We start from the raw sequence: 21,839 nt of genomic DNA, 5'->3' as shown, positions 1-21,839 counted from the left end.
GTCCGTACGGATCATCCTGACCCGACACGTCCCGCACAGCCGGACAGCCAATGCCGCAATCCGGGACACTCTTCGCATCCTGTGGTGTGCCCGGGGAAAGGACGCGATGCCATGTCGGAGGCTGCATCCGCTCAGGTCACCCTGGCGAACAGCACAGCCCTGATCCCGTCTCTCGGACCGCTGCTCCACGAATGGCTGCCCCGGCAGCGGTGGTTCGCGGGCAAGGGACGGCCCATCACCGCCTTCTCGCTCGTCTCGGCCACCGAGATACTGCCGGTGGACGGCGGCGACGGCACCACCCCCGGGCTGCTGCACCTGCTGGTGCGGGTCCATCAGCCCACCATGCCCGCCCAGCCCCCCGTGGACTGCTACCAGTTGCTCCTCGGGGTCCGCTCCGCACTGCCCCAGCACCTCGCGCCCGCCGCCATCGGCCGGGTGCCCGACGGACCGCTGGCGGGGCTCGCGGTCTACGACGGGCTGCACGACGCGCGCCTCGCCTCGCTGCTGCTGGAACGATTGCGCACCCCCGGCCGGCTCGGCGCGGTCCGCTTCGACCGGGGCGCGGAGCCCATCCCGGAGGACCTGCCGCCCCGGGTGCTGGACACCGAGCAGTCCAACTCCTCGCTGGTGTACGGCAACGCGTACATCCTGAAGATCTTCCGCCGGGTCTTCCCGGGCACCAACCCCGACCTGGAACTGCCGCTCGCGCTCTCCCGCGAGGGGTGCGGGCGGGTCCCGGCACCGGTCGCCTGGTTCGAGGCGGCGACGCCGGAGCGGCTGACGCTCGGGGTGCTCCAGCCCTTCCTGCGCGGCGCCCAGGACGGCTGGCAGCTCGCCCTGCGCGCCCTCGCCACCGGGCACGACTTCCTGGCCGAGGCGAAGGCGCTGGGCCGGGCCACCGCCGAGGTGCACACCGCGCTCGCCGCCGCCCTGCCCACCCCGCTGCTCCGCCGCTCCCAGACCGACGAACTGGCCGCCGCCATGATGGAGCGCCTGGAGGCCGCCGCCCACGCGGTCCCGGAGCTGGTCCCGTACGTCCCCGGGCTGCGCACCGCCTTCGACGCGGTCGCCGCGCTCGGGCACGAGGGGCGCAGCTGGGCCGCCCAGCGGGTGCACGGCGACCTCCACCTCGGCCAGACCCTGCGGGGCGCCGACGGCTTCTGGTCGCTGATCGACTTCGAGGGCGAGCCGGCCCGGCCGCTCCCGGAGCGCCGCAGCCCGCAGCCCCCGGTACGCGACGTGGCCGGGATGCTGCGCTCCTTCGACTACGCGGCCCGGTCGCACCGGCCCTGGAAGCCCGAGTGGGCCGCCCGCTGCCGGGACGCCTACTGCGACGGCTACGCCGAGGCGGCGGGCACCGACCCGCGCGCCGAGCCGGAGCTGCTGCGCGCCCACGAGACCGACAAGGCGGTGTACGAGGTGCTGTACGAGGCCCGGCACCGGCCCGACTGGCTGCCGGTCCCGATGGCCGCGATCCACCGCCTGGCCGCGGACTCCGCCGGCTGAGGATGCCCCCTCCCCCGTACCGCCCCGCCCGTCCCACCCCGCCAACACCTCCGAGGAGGCTGTCCCTGTGACCGCCCGCAAGCCGTCCCGCAAGTCCGAGCCCGCCGCGTCCGCCACCCCCGCCGCGCCCGCCGCCGAGCTCCCGCTCACCGAGGAGCCGATCGCCGCCACGCTGTCCTCCCCGCAGGCCGGGCCGCCCGCGAAGAAGCGCGCCCCGAAGAAGACCCCCGCGACGGGGTCCGCCGCCGCCCCGCCGAAGCGCGCGAGGAAGGCCGCCGCGCCGCCCAAGCCCCGCAGCGCCGGAAGCCAGGAGCTGCGCCCGGCCACCCCGCTGCACGACGCCGACCGAGGCCGGCTGCTGGCCGGCGAGCACCACGCCCCGCACGATCTGCTGGGCGCGCACCAGGTGGGCGACGGGGTGGAGATCCGGGTGCTGCGCCCGTTCGCCCGGGCGGTCACCGTGCTCGCGAAGGGGCTGCGGGCGCCGCTGCACAGCGACGGGGACGGGCTGTTCTCCGGGGTGCTGCCGCTGCCGGAGGTCCCGGAGTACCGGCTGCTGGTCACGTACGACGACAACGAGATCGAGGTCCACGACCCGTACCGCTTCCTGCCCGCGCTCGGGGAGCTGGATCTGCACCTGATCCGGGAGGGGCGGCACGAGGAGCTGTGGACCGCGCTCGGGGCGCGGCCGATGGAGCACCAGGGGGTCGCCGGGACGCGGTTCACGGTGTGGGCGCCGAACGCCCGGGGCGTGCGGGTGTGCGGTGACTTCAACTACTGGGACGGCACGGGCTTCCCGATGCGGTCGCTGGGCTCGTCCGGGGTGTGGGAGCTGTTCCTGCCGGGGACCGGGGAGGGCGCGCTGTACAAGTTCGACATCTGCCGCCCGGACGGTTCGCACACGACGCGCTCGGACCCGATGGCCCGGCACACCGAGGTGCCGCCCGCCACCGCCTCGGTGGTGACGGCCGCGCACCACGTGTGGCAGGACGAGGAGTGGATGGCGAACCGCGGGAACGTGCCGGTGCACGAGGCGCCGTTCTCGGTGTACGAGGTGCACCTGCCGTCCTGGCGGCCCGGCCTCTCGTACCGGCAGCTGGCGGAGCAACTGCCCGCGTACGTCAAGGAGCTGGGCTTCACGCACGTCGAGCTGATGCCGGTGTCGGAGCACCCCTTCGGCGGCTCCTGGGGCTACCAGGTGACCGGGTTCTACGCGCCGACCTCCCGGATGGGCTCGCCGGACGACTTCCGCTTCCTGGTGGACGCGCTGCACCGGGCCGGGATCGGCGTGATCATGGACTGGGTGCCGGCGCACTTCCCGCGCGACGACTGGGCGCTCGCGGAGTTCGACGGGCGGCCGCTGTACGAGCACGAGGACCCGCGGCGGGCCGCGCACCCGGACTGGGGGACGCTGGAGTTCGACTACGGGCGGACCGAGGTGCGCAACTTCCTGGTCGCCAACGCCACGTACTGGTGCGAGCAGTTCCACATCGACGGGCTGCGGGTGGACGCGGTCGCCTCGATGCTCTACCTGGACTACTCGCGCGAGGACGGCCAGTGGTCGCCCAACGAGTTCGGCGGGCGGGAGAACCTGGACGCGGTCGCCTTCCTCCAGGAGATGAACGCCACGGTCTACCGGCGCAATCCGGGCGTGGTCACCATCGCCGAGGAGTCGACGGCCTGGGACGGCGTGACCCGGGCGACCGACCACGGCGGGCTCGGCTTCGGGCTGAAGTGGAACATGGGCTGGATGCACGACTCGCTGGTGTACGTCTCCAAGGAGCCGGTGCACCGCAAGTACCACCACAACGAGATGACGTTCTCGATGGTGTACGCGTACAGCGAGAACTACGTGCTGCCGATCTCGCACGACGAGGTGGTGCACGGCAAACAGGCACTGGTGAGCAAGATGCCCGGCGACTGGTGGCAGCAGCGCGCCAACCACCGCGCGTACCTGGGCTTCATGTGGGCCCACCCGGGCAAGCAACTGCTGTTCATGGGGCAGGAGTTCGCCCAGGGCGCGGAGTGGTCGGAGGGCCACGGCCCGGACTGGTGGCTGCTGGACCCGGCGTACGAGGCGTCCGGCGACCACCGCGGGGTGCGGGAGCTGGTCGGCGACCTCAACAGGGTGTACGGGGCGACGCCCGCGCTCTGGCAGCGCGACACCCGTCCGGAGGGCTTCGCCTGGGTGGACGGGGGCGCGGCGGAGGACAACGTGTTCGCGTTCCTGCGCCACGACGCGAAGGGCGCGCCGCTGCTGGCGGTCTCCAACTTCTCGCCGGTGGTGCGGTACGACTACCGGCTCGGGGTGCCGGAGGGTCCCCGGCTGTGGGCGGAGGTCCTGAACACGGACGCGGCCCGGTACGGGGGCGGCGGGGTGGTCAACGAGGAGCCGCTGAAGCCGGAGGACGTGCCGTCCCACGGCAGGCCGTCGAGCGTGACGCTGACGCTGCCGCCGCTGGCGACGGTGTGGTTCAAGCCGGCGTGACGCGGTGAGGGGGCGGGGCCACGGTGGCCCCGCCCCCTCGGGCGGTCAGAGCACGTCCTCCAGCTCCTGGAGCAGCCGCCGCTTCGGGCGGGCGCCGACCATGGACTTCACCGGTTCGCCGTCCCGGAACACCATCAGGGTCGGCATCGACAGGACGCCGTACCGGGTGCTGGTCCCCGGGTTGCGGTCGACGTCGATCTGGACGACGCGGAGCCGTTCGCGCTCCTCCTCGGCGATGGCGCCCAGGACCGGGGCGAGCTGGCGGCACGGGCCGCACCAGTCGGCGGTGAACTCCACCAGGACGGGCCGGGTCTCCCCCAGCACCTCGGCGTCGAAGGTCTCGTCGGTGAGCTCGTCGACGCCCGTTACGTGGATCATCAGTCATCCTCCCAGTTCGCAGCGTGGTTCGGGGCCGCCGGGCAGTTCGGCGGACACCTCCAGCTCGGCGCGGGCCAGCTGGGCGCCCACCTCCGTGCGGACGGCCCGCAGCTGCTCGATGAGCCGGTCGAGCTCGCCGAGCTTGCGCCGGTAGACGGCGAGCGAGGCGGGGCAGGCGTCCCCGGCGGGGTGCCCGGCGCGCAGGCACTCCACGAAGGGCCGGGTCTCCTCCAGGTCGAACCCGAAGTCCTGGAGGGTCCGGATCTGCCGGATGAGCCTGAGGTCGCTCTCGTCGTACGTGCGGTAGCCGTTCACCGCGCGCCGCGCGGGCAGCAGCCCGCGCGACTCGTAGTAACGCAGCGTCCGCGTCGTCGTCCCGGCCCGTTCGGCCAGCTCCCCGATTCGCATACCGCGACCGTAATCCTTGACGCCGACGTCAAGGCAAGGAGGAACGCGGGCCGGTCAGACCTTGGTGAGCGAGGGCCGGTCCTCGCCACCCTCGCGGGCCTCGGGGACGTACGGCTCGGCCGGGCCCTCGTCGCTGAGCATCTTCTCGTCGAAGGGGATCGCGCCGGAGAGCACCTGGTCCACCCGCTCGCGGTCGATCTCCTTGGTCCAGGTGCCGACGAGGACCGTGGCGACCGCGTTGCCCGCGAAGTTCGTCAGGGCGCGGGCCTCGCTCATGAAGCGGTCGATGCCGACGATCAGGCCGACGCCGTCCACCAGCTCGGGGCGGTGCGACTGGAGGCCGCCCGCGAGGGTCGCGAGTCCGGCGCCGGTGACGCCCGCGGCGCCCTTGGAGGCGATGACCATGAAGACCAGCAGGGAGATCTGCTCACCGATGCTCAGCGGGTCGCCGGTGGCGTTGGCGATGAACAGCGAGGCCATCGTCAGGTAGATCGCGGTGCCGTCCAGATTGAAGGAGTAGCCGGTCGGCACGGTGATGCCGACGACGGGCTTGCTGACGCCCATGTGCTCCATCTTCGCGATCAGCCGGGGCAGCGCCGACTCCGAGGACGAGGTGGACAGGATCAGCAGGAACTCGCGGCCGAGGTACTTCAGCAGCGCGAAGATGTTGACCCCCGCGACCAGGCGCAGGATCGCGCCGAGCACCACGAAGACGAAGAGCGCGCAGGTGACGTAGAAGCCGATCATGATGACCGCGAGGGACTTCAGGGCGTCCACTCCGGTCTCGCCGACCACCGCGGCCATCGCGCCGAACGCGCCGATGGGCGCCGCCCACATGATCATGGCGAGGATGCGGAAGACGAGGCGCTGGATGTGCCCGATGCCGCGCAGCACCGGCTCGCCGGCCGAGCCCAGGGCCTGGAGGGCGAAGCCCGCGAGCAGGGCGATCAGGAGGGTCTGGAGGACCTCGCCCTCGGTGAAGGCGGAGACCAGGGTGGTCGGGATGATCCCGAGCAGGAAGTCCGTGGTGGACTCACCGGCCCCCGCCGCCTGCTTCTCACCGGCAGCGCGGACCGCCTCGGTGATGTGGAGGCCGGAGCCGGGCTCCAGGATGTTGCCGACGATCAGGCCGATGGCCAGCGCGACGGTCGACATGACCAGGAAGTAGCCGAGGGCGAGCCCGCCGACGGCACCGACCTTGGCGGCCTTGCGGACGGAGCCGACGCCCAGGACGATCGTGCAGAAGATGATCGGCGAGATCATCATCTTGATCAGGTTCACGAACCCGGTGCCGATGGGCTTGAGCTCCACGGCGGCGTCGGGGGCGACGAAGCCCACGAGGATGCCGAGGCCCACGGCCACGATCACGGCGAGATACAGATACTTCGTACGGTCCGGCTTGGTGCGTTCCGTTTCGGCGGCGCTCACTGCCACGGGGGTCTCCTCGGGTCGTCGTCGTCCCACCCCCGTGCCGGGGGTCCCGGCGACTATCCCGCCCGCTGTGACCCCGGTCACCCTTACGGTCATTTCGTTCATACGTTTTCGGCCAGGCACACTTATCCGCATGCGTTTCCCCCGTACCCGACCGCGCAGCCTGGCCGGCCAGCTGTTCGCGTGGCAGGTGGTGCTGGTGGCGGCCGTCGTGGCGGGCTGCGCGTTCTTCGCGTACGTCTCAGGGCGCGGCCAGGCCGAGGAGACGGCGGCGCGGCAGGTGCGGGCGGTGGCCCTCTCGGTGGCCGGATCGCCGTCCGTCCGGGAGGCGATCCGCACCGACGACCCGTCCGCCGCGCTCCAGCCGTACGCGGAGCGGGTGCGCAAGGACACCGGGATCGCCTTCATCACGATCATGAGCCCGGACCGGGTCCGCTGGACGCACCCGGACGCCGACCGCATCGGTGAGACCTTCCTCGGGCACACCGCCCGGGCGCTGCGCGGGGAGACCTTCTCGGAGACGTACACCGGCACGCTCGGGCCCTCGATCCGGGTCGTCACCCCGGTCCGCGACGGCGGCCGGATCACCGGGCTGGTCAGCGCGGGCATCACCGTGGACCGGGTCTCCTCGCAGGTGCGGGCGCAGCTGGGCGCCCTGGCGCTGGCGGCCGGCGCGGCGCTGGTGCTCGGCGGGCTCGGCACGTACGTGATCAACGCGCGGCTGCGGCGGCACACGCACGGGATGAACGCGGCGGAGCTGAGCCGGATGCACGACTACCACGAGGCGACCCTGCACGCGGTGCGCGAGGGGCTGCTGATGCTGGACGGGCAGCGCCGGATCGCCCTGGTCAACGACGCGGGCCGGGACCTGCTCGGCCTGGCCCCGGGCGCGGTGGGCCGCCGGGTCGCCGACCTCGATCTGCCGGCCCCGCTGACCGGGGCGCTGCTCGCCTCCGAGGAGCGGGTGGACGAGGTGCACCTGACGGCGGACCGGGTCATCGTCGTCAACACCCGTCCGGTGGTCGGCGGCGAGCGGCGCGGGACCGTGGTGACCCTGCGCGACCACACCGAGCTCCAGGCGCTCTCCGGGGAGCTGGACTCGGAGCGCGGCTTCACCCGGGCGCTGCGCTCCCAGGCGCACGAGGCGGCGAACCGGCTGCACACCGTGGTCTCGCTGATCGAGCTGGGCCGGGCGGACGAGGCGGTGGGCTTCGCCACGGCCGAACTGGAGCTGGCCCAGGCGCTCACCGACCGGGTGGTGGGCGCGGTCGCCGAACCGGTGCTCGCCGCCCTGCTCCTGGGCAAGGCGGCGCAGGCGAACGAACGGGGCGTGGAGCTGGTGCTCGCGGAGGACAGCCTGATAGACGACGGCGCCCTGCCCGCGTCGCTCCCCGCCCGCGATCTGGTGACCATCCTCGGCAATCTGATCGACAACGCGGTGGACGCGGTGACCCAGGAGGCGCCCGTGCGCGGCCGGGTCACCGTCACCGCGCTCGCCGACGGGGGCGAACTGCTGCTGCGGGTCGCGGACAACGGGGCCGGGGTCGCCCCGGCGGACACCGCCGAGGTGTTCCGGGCCGGCTGGTCGACGCACGGCGCGGGGCGCGGCCTCGGCCTGGCCCTGGTCCGCCAGGCGGCGCACCGGGGCGGCGGGACGGTGGCGCTGGAGCGGGGTCCGGACGGGGGCGCGGAGTTCACCGTACGGCTGCCGCTGGGCGCGGGGGTGCGGTCGTGATCCGGGTCCTGGTCGTGGAGGACGACCCGGTGGCCGCCGACGCGCACCGGCTGTACGTGGGCAGGGTGCCGGGCTTCGCCGTGGCCGCCGTGGCGCACTCGCGCGCCGAGGCCGTACGCGCCCTGGAGCGCGTCCCGGTCGACCTGCTGCTCCTGGACCTCTATCTGCCCGACGGGCACGGGCTCCAGCTGCTGCGCTCGCTGCGGGCGGCCGGGCACGCGGCGGACGTGATCGCCGTGACCTCGGCCCGCGACCTGACCGTGGTCCGGGAGGGCGTCTCGCTGGGCGTCGTGCAGTACGTGCTGAAGCCGTTCACCTTCGCCACGCTGCGGGACCGGCTCGTGCGGTACGCGGAGTTCCGGGCGGCGGCCGGTGAGGCGAGCGGGCAGGACGAGGTGGACCGGGCGCTCGCCGCGCTGCGGGCCCCGGAGCCGGCCCGGCTGCCCAAGGGGCTGAGTGGTCCGACCCTGGAGGCGGTGACCGGGGCGCTGCGGGCGGCCCCGGACGGACTCACGGCCGCGGCGGCGGGCCTGGAGCTGGGGATCTCGCGGATCACCGCGCGCCGCTATCTGGAGCACCTGGTGACGGCGGGGCGGGCGGTGCGCAGTCCGCAGTACGGGCAGGTGGGGCGGCCCGAGCTGCACTACCGGTGGCGGCCGGAGGGGCGCTGAGCTGGGGCGACCGGTCCCGTGATGCGACTTTTGTCCCTAGGACCTTCCTATGAGCCGTGTTCTCGGGCGAACACACCGTAGTCAGCGGGGCCCCGACCTCCTTACGGTGTCCCCGTGCACCCCTCTCCGCCTTTCAACGCCCCCGCCGCCCGAAGACTCCGCGAGGCCCTGGGTATGGCTCCCGGCCATGTCGCCTACGGCCTCGGCGCTCAGTACGGACTACGGATCACCGCCGAGACGGTGGCCGCCTGGGAACGCGGGCTCGCGCTCCCCACGGAATACGAACTCACCGCACTGGCCGGGGTGCTGTGGTGCGCCCCGGGCGAGCTGCTGACGGCCGCGCGCAGCCTGCGCGAGCACCGGGTCTCCCGGGAGCTGTCGCCGGACGAGCTGGCCGCCCGGGTGGGAATGGCCACCTCCGCGTATCTGCGGATGGAGGAGTCGGGGCGCTGGCGGGGCAACGAACGGCAGTCCGCCGCGCTGAGCGAGGCGCTGGGCCTGACGCCCGCGGACTTCGTGACGGCGACCGGGCGCGAGGAGGAGCTGGCGGACCTGCTGCGCAGCGCGGTGACGACGCGGTGGCAGGCGTACGCCCGGCCGGTGGCCAAGCTGGCACCGGTGGACCGGCGCCGCGTCCAGGAGGTCCTGGAGCGGCTGCACGGCGACTACCAGGCGCTGATGGTCTCCACGCTGAGCTGGAGCAGCGCGGGCACGGACCGGCCGGGCAACACCGGCGAGGAGGGCCGGGCCTTCCTCGCCGGGATCGTGCCCCGCTTCTGGGAGGCGGCCGGCCCTCCGGCGTAACGGGCCGCCCCTTCCGCGTAACGGACTCAGAAGACGGACTCGGCCTCGTGCATCCGGTCCAGCGGGACCGTCTTGAGCTGGGTGACCGCCTCGGCGAGCGGGACCATCTCGATGTCGTTGCCGCGCAACGCGGTCATCCGGCCGAAGTCGCCGCGGTGCGCGGCCTCCACCGCGTGCCAGCCGAAGCGGGTGGCGAGGACGCGGTCGTACGCGGTCGGGGTGCCGCCGCGCTGGACGTGCCCGAGGATGACCGGGCGGGCCTCCTTGCCGAGCCGCTTCTCCAGCTCGACGGCCAGCCGGTTGCCGATGCCCTGGAACCGCTCGTGTCCGAACTGGTCGATCTCGCCCTTGGCGTACGGCATCGAGCCCTCGGCCGGGTGCGCGCCTTCGGCGACGCAGATGACGGCGAACTTCTTGCCGCGCGCGAAGCGCTCCTCGACCATCTTGACCAGGTCGTCCACCTCGAACTTGCGCTCGGGGAGGCAGATGCCGTGGGCGCCGCCGGCCATGCCGGACTCCAGCGCGATCCAGCCCGCGTGGCGGCCCATCACCTCGACCACCATCACGCGCTGGTGGGACTCGGCGGTGGTCTTCAGACGGTCTATGGCCTCCGTCGCGACGCCCACGGCGGTGTCGAAGCCGAACGTGCGGTCGGTGGAGGAGATGTCGTTGTCGATGGTCTTCGGGACGCCGACGACGGGCATTCCGGCGTCCGCGAGCATCCGGGCGGCGGTCAGCGTGCCCTCGCCGCCGATCGGGATCAGCGCGTCCATGCCGTAACGCCGGCTCAGCTCGGCGCAGTTCTCGGCGGCCTCGCGCAGCCGGGCGCGCTCCAGGCGGGCCGAGCCGAGGATGGTGCCGCCGCGGGCGAGGATGCCGCTGACCGCGTTCAGGTCGAGGGGCCTGAAGTGGCCGTCGAGGAGGCCCTTGAAGCCGTCCTCGAAGCCGATGACCTCGTCGCCGTGGCCGACGACGGCCCGGTGGACGACCGAACGGATCACTGCGTTCAGGCCGGGGCAGTCGCCGCCTGCGGTGAGAACTCCGATGCGCATCCTGTTCCGTCTCCTGCTCGCTGGGCCCGTCCACTGACATCCGGTACGGGGGCTTCTTCCGCCTCCCCCGTACCGTGAGTCACGACGAGTGTCCCACGCCGGGCGCGCGGCTCGCGCTCCCGGCTGCTCCGGGGCGGCCTGCGGGCGCCTTCGCGGGGCAGTCGTCCGGCGGGCGGCCCCTCCGCCCCCACGGGTATCGTCAAACGGGCGATTACCACTCGAACCGGGCACCATACCGGGCCAGAGACGACGGGAGAGCACGCGTGACGCGCAGCGTGTACGTGACCGGGATCGACCGGGGAGACGGCCGCCAGGTCGTGGACCTGGGCGTCATGGAGCTGCTGACCCGCCAGGTGGACCGGGTCGGGGTGTTCCGCCCCCTGGTGCACGACGACCCCGACCGGCTCTTCGAGCTGCTGCGGGCCCGCTACCGGCTCTCCCAGGACCCGGGCACGGTCTACGGGATGGACTACCACGAGGCGTCCGCGATCCAGGCCGAGCAGGGCACCGACGAACTCGTCTCCCGGCTCGTCGAGCGCTTCCACCGGGTGGCCGTCGACTACGAGGTGGTCCTCGTCCTCGGCACCGACTTCGCCGCCACCCAGCTCCCCGACGAGCTGGCGCTCAACGCCCGCCTGGCCAACGAGTTCGGCGCCTCGGTGATCGCGGTGGTCGGCGGCCAGGACCAGAACGCGGAGTCGGTGCGCGCCGAGACCCGCAACGCGTACCGGGCCTACTCGGGCCTGGGCTGCGACGTGCTCGCGATGATCGTGAACCGGGTGGCCCCCGCCGACCGGGACGTCGTCGCCGAACGCCTCACCGCGACCCTGCCGGTCCCCTGCTCGGTGCTGCCGGACGAGCCGGCCCTCTCGGCGCCGACGGTCGCCCAGATCACCGCGGCCCTGGACGGCACGGTGCTCCTCGGCGACGACTCCGGGCTCGCCCGGGACGCGCTGGACTTCGTCTTCGGCGGGGCCATGCTGCCGAACCTGCTGAAGGCGCTGACCCCGGGGTGCATGGTGGTGACGCCCGGGGACCGCGCGGACCTGGTGATCGGCTCGCTCGCCGCGCACAGCGCCGGGACGCCGCCGATCGCCGGGCTGCTGCTCACCCTGGACGAGCGGCCCGGCGAGGAGATACTCACGCTGGCCGCGCGGCTCGCACCGGGCACCCCGGTGATCTCGGTGGCCGGCGGCTCCTTCCCCACCGCCGCGGAGCTCTTCGCCCTGGAGGGCAGGCTCAACGCGGCGACCCCGCGCAAGGCGGAAACCGCGCTCGGCCTCTTCGAGCGCCACGTCGACACCGCCGCCCTCCTCGACCGGGTCTCGGTCGCCCGCAGCGGCCGGGTCACGCCGATGATGTTCGAGCACGAGCTGCTGGAGCAGGCACGCGCGGACCGGCGCCGGGTGGTGCTGCCGGAAGGCACCGAGGAACGCGTGCTGCGCGCGGCCGACGTCCTGATGCGCCGCGATGTCTGCGACCTCACCCTCCTCGGCGACGTCGACGTGATCCGCAAGAAGGCCGCGGACCTCGGCATCGACCTGGCCGAGACCCAGCTCATCGACCCCCAGACCTCGGAGCTGCGCCAGTCGTTCGCCGAGCGGTACGCACAGCTGCGGGCGCACCGCGGAGTGACGGTCGAGCTGGCGTACGACGTGGTCTCGGACGTCAACTACTTCGGCACCCTGATGGTCCAGGAGGGCCTGGCCGACGGGATGGTCTCCGGGGCGGTGCACTCCACGGCGGCGACCATCCGGCCCGCCTTCGAGATCATCAAGACGAAGCCGGACGCCTCGATCGTCTCCTCGGTCTTCTTCATGTGTCTCGCGGACAAGGTGCTGGTGTACGGCGACTGCGCGGTCAACCCGGACCCGGACGCCGAGCAGCTCGCGGACATCGCCGTGCAGTCCGCCGCCACCGCCGCCCGCTTCGGCGTCGATCCCCGGATCGCGATGCTGTCGTACTCGACGGGCACCTCGGGCACCGGCGCCGACGTCGACAAGGTGCGCGAGGCGACGGACCGGGTGCGCGGGAGCCGCCCGGACCTGAGGATCGAGGGGCCCATCCAGTACGACGCGGCGGTCGAGCCGAGCGTGGCCGCGACCAAGCTGCCGGGCTCCGAGGTGGCCGGGCAGGCGACGGTCCTGATCTTCCCGGACCTCAACACCGGCAACAACACGTACAAGGCCGTGCAGCGCTCGGCGGGCGCGGTGGCGGTCGGCCCGGTCCTCCAGGGGCTGCGCAAGCCGGTCAACGACCTGTCCCGGGGCGCGCTCGTGCAGGACATCGTGAATACCGTGGCCATCACCGCGATCCAGGCCCAGGGCGAGGAGTGACCCGCATGACCACCCCGAACACCGAAGACACGGCGGCGGCGAGGAAGCCGGGCCGGGTGCTCGTGCTCAACTCCGGCTCGTCCTCCGTGAAGTACCAGCTCCTCGACATGGACGACCGCTCCCGGCTGGCGTCCGGCCTGGTCGAGCGGATCGGCGAGGAGACCTCCCGGCTCGTCCACACCCCGCTGGCCGGGGGCGGCGAGCCCCGGGAGCGCGAGGGCCGGATCGCCGACCACGACGAGGCGCTGAAGGCGGCGGCCGAGGAGCTGGCCGCCGACGGTCTCGGCCTGGACTCCCCCGAGCTGGCGGCGATCGGGCACCGGGTGGTGCACGGCGGGCTCCGGTTCACCGAGCCGACCGTGATCACCGACGAGGTCCTCAAGGAGATCGAGCGCCTGGTCCCCGTGGCGCCGCTGCACAACCCGGCCAACATCACGGGCATCCGCACCGCCCAGGCGCTGCGCCCGGACCTGCCGCAGGTGGCGGTGTTCGACACGGCGTTCCACACGACGATGCCGGAGTACGCGGCGCGGTACGCGATCGACGTGGAGACGGCCGACGCCCACCGCATCCGCCGCTACGGCTTCCACGGCACCTCGCACGCGTACGTCTCCCGCAAGGCCGCCCGGCTGCTGGGCAAGGAGCCGGAGGACGTCAACGTCATCGTGCTGCACCTGGGCAACGGGGCGTCGGCGTCGGCGGTCGCGGGCGGGCGGTGCGTGGAGACGTCGATGGGGCTGACCCCCTTGGAGGGGCTGGTCATGGGTACCCGCTCCGGTGACATCGATCCGGCCGTCACCTTCCACCTGAAGCGGGTGGCGGGGATGTCGGCGGACGAGATCGACGTCCTGCTCAACAAGAAGAGCGGCCTGGTGGGGCTGTGCGGTGACAACGACATGCGGGAGATCCGGCGCCGGGTGGACGAGGGCGACGAGCGGGCCGCGCTCGCCTTCGACATCTACGTCCACCGGCTGAAGAAGTACATCGGCGCCTATGCGGCGGTCCTCGGCCGGGTGGACGCCGTGGTCTTCACGGCGGGGGTGGGCGAGAACTCCGCCCCGGTACGGGAGGCTGCCATCGCCGGTCTGGAGGAGCTGGGCCTCGCGGTGGACGCGGATCTCAACGCCGTACGGTCCGGCGTACCGCGGCTGATCTCGCCGGATTACGCACGGGTCGCGGTCGCCGTGGTGCCGACGGACGAAGAGCTGGAGATCGCCATCCAGACCTTCGCACTGGTCGACAACTGAGCAGACCCCCGCCCTTTTGTATCTTCCACCAGCCGGAATATTCCGCAGCGAAACAAACCGATAGGATCCGCCTCATGCGCCGTTCCAAAATCGTCTGCACCCTCGGCCCCGCCGTCGACTCCCACGAGCAGCTCGTCGCTCTGATCGAGGCCGGCATGAGCGTGGCCCGTTTCAACTTCAGTCACGGCTCCCACGCGGAACACCAGGGTCGTTACGACCGGGTCCGCAAGGCCGCCGCCGAGACCGGGCGGGCGGTGGGCGTGCTCGCCGACCTCCAGGGCCCGAAGATCCGCCTGGCGAAGTTCGCCGAGGGTCCGGTCGAGCTGGTCCGCGGGGACGAGTTCGTCATCACCGCCGAGGACGTCCCCGGGGACAAGTCGATCTGCGGCACGACCTACAAGGGCCTGCCCGGTGACGTCGCCAAGGGCGACCCGATCCTGATCAACGACGGCAACGTCGAGCTCAAGGTCGTCTCCGTCGAGGGCCCCCGGGTCCACACCATCGTCATCGAGGGCGGGGTGATCTCCGACCACAAGGGGATCAACCTGCCGGGTGCCGCGGTCAACGTCCCGGCCCTGTCCGAGAAGGACGTCGAGGACCTGCGCTTCGCCCTGCGGATGGGCTGCGACCTGGTCGCGCTCTCCTTCGTCCGCGATGCCAACGACATCAAGGACGTCCACAAGGTGATGGACGAGGAGGGCCGCCGGGTCCCCGTCATCGCCAAGGTGGAGAAGCCGCAGGCCGTCGAGCACATGGAGGGCATCGTCATGGCCTTCGACGGTGTGATGGTCGCCCGTGGCGACCTCGCCGTCGAATATCCGCTGGAGAAGGTCCCGATGGTGCAGAAGCGCCTCGTGGAGCTGTGCCGGCGCAACGCCAAGCCGGTGGTCGTGGCGACCCAGATGATGGAGTCGATGATCACCAACTCCCGCCCGACCCGCGCCGAGGCGTCCGACGTCGCCAACGCGATCCTGGACGGCGCGGACGCGGTCATGCTCTCCGCGGAGTCCTCGGTCGGCGCGTACCCGATCGAGACCGTCAAGACCATGTCGAAGATCGTGGTCGCCGCCGAGGAGGAGCTGCTCTCCAAGGGCCTCCAGCCGCTGGTGCCGGGCAAGAAGCCCCGTACGCAGGGTGGTTCGGTGGCCCGCGCTGCCTGCGAGATCGCGGACTTCCTGGGCGGCGAGGCCCTGGTCGCCTTCACCAAGTCCGGTGACACCGCCCGCCGGCTGTCCCGCTACCGCGCCGCGCAGCCGATCCTGGCCTTCACCACGGACGAGTCCACCCGCAACCAGCTGGCGCTCAGCTGGGGCGTCGAGGCCCACGTGGTCCCGCACGTGGACACCACGGACGCGATGGTCGACCTGGTCGACTCGGAGCTGCTGAAGCTCGGCCGCTACAACGAGGGCGACACGATGGTCATCACGGCCGGCTCGCCCCCCGGTGTCCCCGGCACCACCAACATGGTCCGCGTCCACCACGTGGGCGGCCAGGACTGACCCGCTCCGCGCGGGCGGTGCCCCCGGTTCCGGAACTCTCCGGAACCGGGGGCACCGCCGTTTCCGGGCTCAGACCGGCGGCAGCAGATCGCTCGCGCTGACGGTGCGGCTCACTTCGGGGTACGCGAAGTCCGTCTCCTCGTTCTCGCGCCGCCGCAGCCCGTAGAACGCGCGCGCCTGCTCCTCGTCCGCGAGCGTGAGCGGTACGCCCTGCGGGAGGTACGGGACGCCGCCCCGGAAGCGGAGGAGGGTCTTCGAGGTCCGGAACGTGAGGCCCAGCCACTCGTTGTCCCCGCCCCCGCCCGCCGGGTCCGCGAGGATCCGGTGCCTCAGGCGGCGGTTCGCGGCCACGGAGAAGGCGACCACACCGTTGTGGACGAGCGGGATCTCCAGCGTCCCGGCGTCCGGCCGCTCCTTGGACTCGAAGACCAGCTTCCGGCGCGGGTACGCGTCCGGGTCCCGGTAGCAGGAGAAGACGGCGATGTACGAGTCATCGGCCAGGTCGAGCGCTTGGTCGCAGTGGCGGCCCATCGTCGTGTACGCGCTCGTGTAGCGCTCGGCGAGCGCGTTGTCGAAGGCGACCGGGAGCCCCGCGCACTCCCGCACCTCTGCGGCCAGCCGCTCGTGCACGTCCCGGAAGCGCAGCGCGGGACGCGCGTACCGCGTGGTCGTGCGTACGAGCGGCACACCGCCGTCCGTGTCCGGCCTGGTGAGTACGGCGCCCTTCCGGCCCTTGCCGACGTCCTCCATGGGCGTCGCCGCGCACAGCTCCGCGAAGCGGTCCGCCTCCGGCGGCAGCGCGTACCGGACGATGTCCTCAGATCCGGGGAGCACGGTAGTCCCCCGCGTTCATGCTGAAGCGGAACCGGTCGCCGTACTCGATGAACGACGTGGACCGGTTCTCCTCGGCGTACAGCCCGCGCAGCTCCGCCATGCCCTCCTCGGTGGGCTGCTCCAGCTCCACCGGTCCCGCGGCGCGCTTGAGGTACGTACGGCCGTCCCGGTGCACGGCCTCGGCGCTGGAGCAGCGCACCACGTAACCCAGGCGGGTCGGCAGGTACTCGGCGTTCAGCGTGGAGGGCCGGACCTCGTGCGTGTACAGGCGGTTGGTGGACAGCGGCATGAGGAAGACGGAGCCGGGGTGCAGCGTCAGCGTGAACTGCGCGGGCCGGTCCTCGCGTTCGGCGGCCGGGTCCTTGAGCCGGAAGCGCAGCCGGGTGAGCGCGCTGGCCCGCCCCACACCGTAGTCGTAGGGGTCGTCGGCCATGGGGCTCAGCCCGTCGAGCCGGTCGTAGAAGGTGCAGAAGGCCATGATGCCGTTGCGGGGCATGTCCTTGGTCTTGTCGGCGTGCGACGAGATCCGGGCCTTGGTCTGCTTGCGCTCCGCGGTGGCGCGGGTGTTGTGGTACGTCTGCGCCAGCACATGGTTCAGCGGCGCGTGATCCCGGAAGACGGCAGCCGCCTCCCGGTTCAGCGCGTCCACGATCTCCGTATCGGTCGCCCGGAAGTTCTCGGTCGGCCCGGAGAGGTTCGTGGAGCACCGGAGCAGCCGGAAGTGCAGCGCGTCCCCTTCGCGGATCACGGGCGTGAGGTAGACCCCGGTGCGGTGAGCCGTCCCGGCCTTGGTGGACTCGGTCAGCGACTGGAACGCGTGCTCGGCACGGATGCGCCCGAAGTGATCCTCCCCCGGCTCGAAGAACCGCGGGTAGTAAACCCCACCCCCGAGCCCGCCCCCCGCCTCGATACGCGCTTCCCCCGGCTGTGTCGCGTACAACGAACTCACGTGTCCCCCAAAGACGTTGGCGAACATGCAACGGCCCGCACCCCCGTAAGGCGGCGGGCCGTTGCCATGCTACCGAGAGCCGTCAGGCGCCGTCCTTCGTGAAGTAGTTGTGCAGTCCCGGGACGGTCAGGGTGCCGCCGAACTGGCCGGCCTGGGTGACCTTCACCTTGGTGAAGAAGGCGAACGGGACGTTCAGCGGGGGCGGGGTCTCCGGGCTGAAGGTGATCGGGATGAGGCCGAAGAGGTTGCCCTTCAGCTCCTCCGTGTACATCGTCACCGTGCCGTTGCGGATGGTGGAGGTGGAGCCCTTCCGCGCCTGCACGTGGCCGGTGGTGCCCGGCATCGGGCCGGTCGTCAGCTGGTGCAGGTCCTTGATGTCGATCGAGGACGCGGTGAACTTCAGCACCTTCTTGGTGGCGCCGTCGCCCGTGCGCACCTCCACGATGCCCTTGTAGTCGAGCCCGTTCAGGGTGAGCAGCGAGCTCTCCAGGATCCACGGGTCGGTGGGCAGGTTCGGGATGCCCGGCTCCGCCTTCGCGTTGGCCAGGGCCTCCGGGTCCGCGGTGGGACACGGGAACGGCTGCTTGGCGCCGTCCGGGATGTCCTCGTCCTTCTTGGCCTCGGTGCCCTTGACGTCCTGGTCCAGCTCCTCGACCGTGCGGCCCGCCTTGCCGGCCGCGTCGCGGATGGCCTCGGTGGTCTTGTCGGCGGTGTCGGCGGTTTCCTTCACCGCGTCCTTCGCCGCGTCGGTGGCCTTGTCCGCGGGCTCGTCCTCGGCGTCCGCGGTGGCGGACGGCTTCGGGGACGCCGTGGTGGGGCTCGGGGACGGGCTCGCCGTCTCCTTGTCCTTGTCGCCGTCGAAGAGGTCCTTGAGCGCGTCGCCGAGGCCCAGCGGGTCGAGCGGGTTCCTCGTCTTCGTCGGCGACGGCGTGGCGGCCGGGGTCTCGGCCGGGGCGGCGTCGGTGCTCTTCTTCGCGGTGTCGGTGCTCTTCGCGGTGTCGTCCGCCGAGCCCGTGGCCGTGGGCTTCGGGGTCGCCTGGTCGGTCGTCCCCGGCGACGGCTTCGCGCTCTCGCTCGTGGACGGCGACGGCGTCTTCGACGCGGAGGGCGTCGGGTCCGCCGACTCGCTCGGCTCGTCGGAGCGCGTGACGCAGGGGCCGGGTGCGAAGGGGATGTCCGTCGCGTCGTCGGCCATCGCCAGCCGGGGCGTGAGGCCCATCCCGACGAAGACCGCCGTCGGCATCGCGGCGAGCGCGAACGCCTTCTTGCCCGCGGGCATGTGGAGCTTCGTCAGCAGCGACTTCCTCGGGGCGGCGTGGCGGGGACCTCTGCGTTCCCGGGTCCCGCTCTCGTCCGCGCCGTTCATCTGCTCGTCGTCACCCCGCACGGTGCCTCCCGCCCTCGGCCTCGACCGTGGTGTCGTACGGGGCCTGCGGCTGCTCGGGAATGCCGACGCCGTGGAACGCGCCCTCGGGGAACGGCTCGTCCTTCGCGAACGAGACGGTCTCCGGGGCCTCCTCGGCGGGAGCGGGCTCCGCCTCGGCCGCCGCCTCCGGCTGCGGTTCGCCCGGGGCCCAGGACACGGAGAGCGCGCCGCCGAGCAGGGCGAAGATGAAGCCGATCAGGAAGCCGCCGATGTTGGCGACGGGTATGGAGATGAGGGCCAGCAGAATCGCCGCGACACCGGCGAACACGCGGACGATGCTGTGGAACCACATCGTCAGACCCAGCGTGACGAGCAGGACCCCGATGATCAGCGAACCGGCGCCGGCCGTGGTGGACATCGCCAGCGTGACGTTGCCGAGGTGCATGTTCGCGTACGGGAAGTACATGATGGGCACGCCGCCCAGCATGGTGAACAGTCCGGCCCAGAACGGCCGGTCACCCCGCCAGGTGCGGAAGCCTCGCCGGGAGAGGGTGAGGTAGTGCTCGTTCTGCCCTTGGGATTCGGGGCTCATGGAAAACAGCTCCCTGGGAACCGGTACTGCTGTGAGAAAGAGAAGGGTGGGCGGCCGGGGACCCGTTGTGCGCCCCCGGCCGCCCGGGCCAGTGCCCTAGTAGCACTCGTTGACGCCCTTGGACAGCCCAAGGTGCAGACCCGGCAGCTTGAACGTTCCTGCCGTGGTGGCCCACGCCCGCTGCTTGACGTTCGTCAGCTTGGCGGTCTCAGCGCGCTGCGCGAACCCGTTCGGGTTGACGTACTTGCCACCGTTGGGCTGGACGCCCGGGTTCTTCAGATCGCCCGTGCGCACACCGATGTCGATGTTGCCGAACTCGGCGTCACCCTGGAGATCCGAGACGTCGAGGTACAGGCCGGTGGCGTCGACCTTCTTGTCGGTGTCCTTCGGGTCACCGGCGGTCAGCCGCAGCGTCACGCTGCCCAGCCCGAACGGCAGGTTGGGGGTGACGACCGACTGGCACATCTTGGTGATGGTGGCGTGACTGAACCCCGAGACGGCAACGGCGTGAGCCTTGCCCTCCTTCGCGGGGTCGGCGCCGTCCTCGGTCGCGATGCTGCCGTACTGGACGAAGTTCTCGCCGTTCAGTTCGGCGGCCGTGACCTTGAACTCCTGGCCCGACACGCTGAAGGACGCGGCGAGCGCGCCCTGGGCCAGACCGACGCCGACGGCGGCGGTGGCTATGACGCTCGGCACCATGACGACAGCGAAACGCTTCCATCTCGTGCCACCGCGAACCTGGGAACTCATACTTTTCCTCCTTCTCGGACGTACATCTCCGGTCAGGCATCCTGCCCGACCCGGGATGGGAGAAGTGCTACGTCCTCGGAAAGGAGAGCGCCCGCGAACGGAGGCTGTACCGCGTCCGCTTCACCGGCGATCACCCCCGAGCGACAACCACTGGTCACGCACGTACGCGACCTGATCGGACAGGCCCTGCCGGCCGGCAGGAACCCCCCTGTCCGGAGCCGGCGCCACTGCCGCCGACCCGCCCGGCGGGGACCCAACGGAGCCGCCGCTCCCGACTGGCAGCCGGACTGGCGTTATTGGACCGAGCGTGGCCGATCGTGGTCCATTCCCGGCCGGGACACAAGGGGGTTCGTTACTCGCTGGTAACGCCCTCATAACCGGGCCACGACCTGCTGGCACCGAGCGGCCACGCAGGGTGGCCTCGGACCAACGGACGAAAAGGAGGAAGCGCGAGCGAAACGGGGCAGATCGCAAAGATCGATTTACTGCGAGTAACAGGCCGTGCTTTTATCAAGATTTGGTAAAGCGAGCCCCACTCTTATCGTCTGATCGCGAAAACGGCCGCGGCGCCCGGAGGCGGCCGCGGCCGTGTTGTCAGTTCGGAACAATCGGTTCGGACAGACCGGATCAGAACAGGACGCGCGCGAGCGCGGTGCGCGCGGCACCGACCCTCGGGTCATCCGGGCCGATCACCTCGAAGAGGTCGAGCAGCCGCAGCCGGACCCGGTCCCGGTCCTCGCCGAACGTCCGGCGCACGGTCTCGACCAAGCGGCCGAAGGCGTCCTCGACATGGCCGCCGACGAGGTCGAGGTCGGCCGCCGCCAGCTGCGCGTCCGCGTCGGCCGGCTTCTCCGCCGCCTCCGCGCGCACCTTCTGCGGGTCCGTCGCCCGGACCCGGGCCAGCAGCTCGGCCTGGGCCAGGCCCAGCTTCGCCTCGGTGTTGGCCGGGTCGTCGGACAGCACGTTCTTGTACGCCTGCACGGCGCCCTCGAAGTCGTTGGCGTCCAGCGCCTGGGCGGCCGCCTCCAGGAGGGAGTCGTAGGGGCCCGGCGGAACCGGAGCCGCCGCCTGGGCCGGCTCGCCCGCCGCCGCCGGGTCGACCGCGATGCCGGTCAGGCCGAAGCGCTCCTCGCCGACCTGGATCAGCTGGTCCAGGGTCTGCCGGATCTGGGCCTCGGGGGCCGCGCCCTGGAAGAGGGGCAGCGCCTGTCCGGCGACGACCGCGAAGACCGCCGGGATGCCCTGGATGCCGAACTGCTGCATCAGCATCTGGTTGGCGTCGACGTCGACCTTGGCCAGCAGGAAGCGGCCGTTGTACTCGTGGGCCAGGCGCTCCAGGAGCGGGCCCAGCTGCTTGCACGGCTCGCACCACTCGGCCCAGAAGTCGATGACGACGGGCACTTCGGCGGAGCGCTGGAGGACGTCGTTCTCGAAGCCCGCCTCGTTGACGTCGATCACGAGGGAGGACGCGGGGACGGCCGCGGGGCCGCCCTGGCGTGCGGACTCGGCGCGCGCCTGCTCCGCCTTCGCCTTGGCCTCTCCGGCCGCCTTCACCGCGGCAAGGTCGACGACGCCGCTCATGGACATGTTTCTGGGCTGCATGCGTACATCCTCCCCCTTCGGTGCGCGGTTCCGGAAAGCGATACGTGAACCGCGCCCGTCCGCGACCCCCGCCGGTGTGCGGGGTGGGCGGACAGACACGGCTGTGGGGCCCCTGAAAGACCCGGTTCGGCGCCCGGTCCCCACCCGGCGCCTGTGGCTGTCGTTCGTTCGTGGCGTCCACGACGGTCCGG

General features: G+C 72.0%; 18 protein-coding genes. 8 read left to right on the top strand and 10 right to left on the bottom strand.

From position 1 onward, the window contains the following. The first annotated feature begins 111 nt into the window (after nucleotides 1-111). Nucleotides 112-1,506, top strand: coding sequence for a maltokinase N-terminal cap-like domain-containing protein (locus OHS17_RS23785; protein WP_330313785.1), 1,395 nt, complete (start codon nucleotides 112-114; stop codon nucleotides 1,504-1,506). 67 nt (nucleotides 1,507-1,573) lie between these two features. Beyond that, nucleotides 1,574-3,994, top strand: a complete 2,421-nt coding sequence (glgB, locus tag OHS17_RS23780) for a 1,4-alpha-glucan branching enzyme (protein WP_330313784.1) — start codon at nucleotides 1,574-1,576, stop codon at nucleotides 3,992-3,994. A gap of 45 nt (nucleotides 3,995-4,039) precedes the next feature. On the opposite strand, the gene trxA is transcribed toward glgB, so the two are convergent. Genes trxA through OHS17_RS23765 form a run of 3 tightly spaced genes read right to left on the bottom strand, consistent with a single transcriptional unit; the run spans nucleotide 4,040 to nucleotide 6,208 of the window. Further along, nucleotides 4,040-4,372, bottom strand: a complete 333-nt coding sequence (gene trxA, locus OHS17_RS23775; RefSeq protein WP_161212871.1) for a thioredoxin — start codon at nucleotides 4,370-4,372, stop codon at nucleotides 4,040-4,042. Between the two features lie 3 nt (nucleotides 4,373-4,375). Then, nucleotides 4,376-4,780, bottom strand: coding sequence for a MerR family transcriptional regulator (locus tag OHS17_RS23770; RefSeq protein WP_330313783.1), 405 nt, complete (start codon nucleotides 4,778-4,780; stop codon nucleotides 4,376-4,378). A gap of 54 nt (nucleotides 4,781-4,834) precedes the next feature. Next, nucleotides 4,835-6,208: a cation:dicarboxylate symporter family transporter gene (locus OHS17_RS23765; protein ID WP_330315336.1), complete on the bottom strand. Its 1,374-nt coding sequence runs from the start codon at nucleotides 6,206-6,208 to the stop codon at nucleotides 4,835-4,837. Between the two features lie 136 nt (nucleotides 6,209-6,344). Between OHS17_RS23765 and OHS17_RS23760 the strand changes: the two genes are divergently transcribed. The 3 genes from OHS17_RS23760 to OHS17_RS23750 all read left to right on the top strand — a co-directional run bounded on the left by OHS17_RS23760 (nucleotide 6,345) and on the right by OHS17_RS23750 (nucleotide 9,421). Beyond that, the gene (locus OHS17_RS23760; RefSeq protein WP_330313782.1) at nucleotides 6,345-7,946 is read left to right on the top strand and encodes a sensor histidine kinase; all 1,602 of its coding nucleotides are present in this window, start codon (nucleotides 6,345-6,347) and stop codon (nucleotides 7,944-7,946) included. Continuing rightward, nucleotides 7,943-8,617 (top strand): response regulator, encoded by a 675-nt coding sequence (locus OHS17_RS23755; protein WP_330313781.1) that lies wholly within the window; start codon nucleotides 7,943-7,945, stop codon nucleotides 8,615-8,617. Before OHS17_RS23760 ends, OHS17_RS23755 begins: the two co-directional genes overlap by 4 nt. Before the next feature lie 174 nt (nucleotides 8,618-8,791). After that, nucleotides 8,792-9,421 (top strand): helix-turn-helix domain-containing protein, encoded by a 630-nt coding sequence (locus OHS17_RS23750; protein WP_073863051.1) that lies wholly within the window; start codon nucleotides 8,792-8,794, stop codon nucleotides 9,419-9,421. Between the two features lie 26 nt (nucleotides 9,422-9,447). Here the strand turns inward: OHS17_RS23750 and OHS17_RS23745 are convergent, their stop codons facing one another. Next, nucleotides 9,448-10,473 carry an ATP-dependent 6-phosphofructokinase gene (locus OHS17_RS23745; RefSeq protein WP_018102575.1) on the bottom strand — a complete coding sequence of 342 codons (1,026 nt, stop codon included), beginning with the start codon at nucleotides 10,471-10,473 and terminating at the stop codon, nucleotides 9,448-9,450. A 263-nt stretch (nucleotides 10,474-10,736) separates the two neighbouring features. Between OHS17_RS23745 and pta the strand changes: the two genes are divergently transcribed. The 3 genes from pta to pyk all read left to right on the top strand — a co-directional run bounded on the left by pta (nucleotide 10,737) and on the right by pyk (nucleotide 15,555). Continuing rightward, nucleotides 10,737-12,809: a phosphate acetyltransferase gene (gene pta / locus OHS17_RS23740; protein WP_330313780.1), complete on the top strand. Its 2,073-nt coding sequence runs from the start codon at nucleotides 10,737-10,739 to the stop codon at nucleotides 12,807-12,809. A 5-nt stretch (nucleotides 12,810-12,814) separates the two neighbouring features. After that, nucleotides 12,815-14,056, top strand: a complete 1,242-nt coding sequence (locus tag OHS17_RS23735; RefSeq protein WP_330313779.1) for an acetate kinase — start codon at nucleotides 12,815-12,817, stop codon at nucleotides 14,054-14,056. A gap of 74 nt (nucleotides 14,057-14,130) precedes the next feature. Next, nucleotides 14,131-15,555, top strand: coding sequence for a pyruvate kinase (gene pyk / locus OHS17_RS23730; RefSeq protein WP_330313778.1), 1,425 nt, complete (start codon nucleotides 14,131-14,133; stop codon nucleotides 15,553-15,555). Nucleotides 15,556-15,624: 69 nt separating this feature from the next. Here the strand turns inward: pyk and OHS17_RS23725 are convergent, their stop codons facing one another. The 6 genes from OHS17_RS23725 to OHS17_RS23700 form a co-directional block, all read right to left on the bottom strand. Beyond that, a complete protein-coding gene (locus OHS17_RS23725) occupies nucleotides 15,625-16,389 on the bottom strand; it encodes a hypothetical protein (protein ID WP_330313777.1) in 765 nt (254 codons plus the stop codon). Next, complete coding sequence (locus tag OHS17_RS23720; RefSeq protein WP_330315335.1) at nucleotides 16,373-17,329, bottom strand: hypothetical protein; 957 nt, start codon at nucleotides 17,327-17,329, stop codon at nucleotides 16,373-16,375. The genes OHS17_RS23725 and OHS17_RS23720 overlap by 17 nt, the downstream gene beginning before the upstream one ends. A gap of 91 nt (nucleotides 17,330-17,420) precedes the next feature. Continuing rightward, a complete protein-coding gene (locus OHS17_RS23715; RefSeq protein ID WP_330313776.1) occupies nucleotides 17,421-18,725 on the bottom strand; it encodes a hypothetical protein in 1,305 nt (434 codons plus the stop codon). Next, the gene (locus tag OHS17_RS23710) at nucleotides 18,715-19,296 is read right to left on the bottom strand and encodes a DUF6114 domain-containing protein (protein ID WP_330313775.1); all 582 of its coding nucleotides are present in this window, start codon (nucleotides 19,294-19,296) and stop codon (nucleotides 18,715-18,717) included. The genes OHS17_RS23715 and OHS17_RS23710 overlap by 11 nt, the downstream gene beginning before the upstream one ends. A 96-nt stretch (nucleotides 19,297-19,392) precedes the next feature. Then, nucleotides 19,393-19,995 carry a DUF6230 family protein gene (locus OHS17_RS23705; protein WP_018102583.1) on the bottom strand — a complete coding sequence of 201 codons (603 nt, stop codon included), beginning with the start codon at nucleotides 19,993-19,995 and terminating at the stop codon, nucleotides 19,393-19,395. Nucleotides 19,996-20,673: 678 nt separating this feature from the next. Next, nucleotides 20,674-21,648: a tetratricopeptide repeat protein gene (locus OHS17_RS23700; protein ID WP_330313774.1), complete on the bottom strand. Its 975-nt coding sequence runs from the start codon at nucleotides 21,646-21,648 to the stop codon at nucleotides 20,674-20,676. Nucleotides 21,649-21,839 lie beyond the last annotated feature (191 nt).

The organism is Streptomyces sp. NBC_00523, assembly GCF_036346615.1.
Classification (GTDB): Bacteria; Actinomycetota; Actinomycetes; order Streptomycetales; family Streptomycetaceae; genus Streptomyces.
Note: the sequence above shows the minus strand (reverse complement) of the source record. Positions and strands in the feature narration are given on the sequence as shown.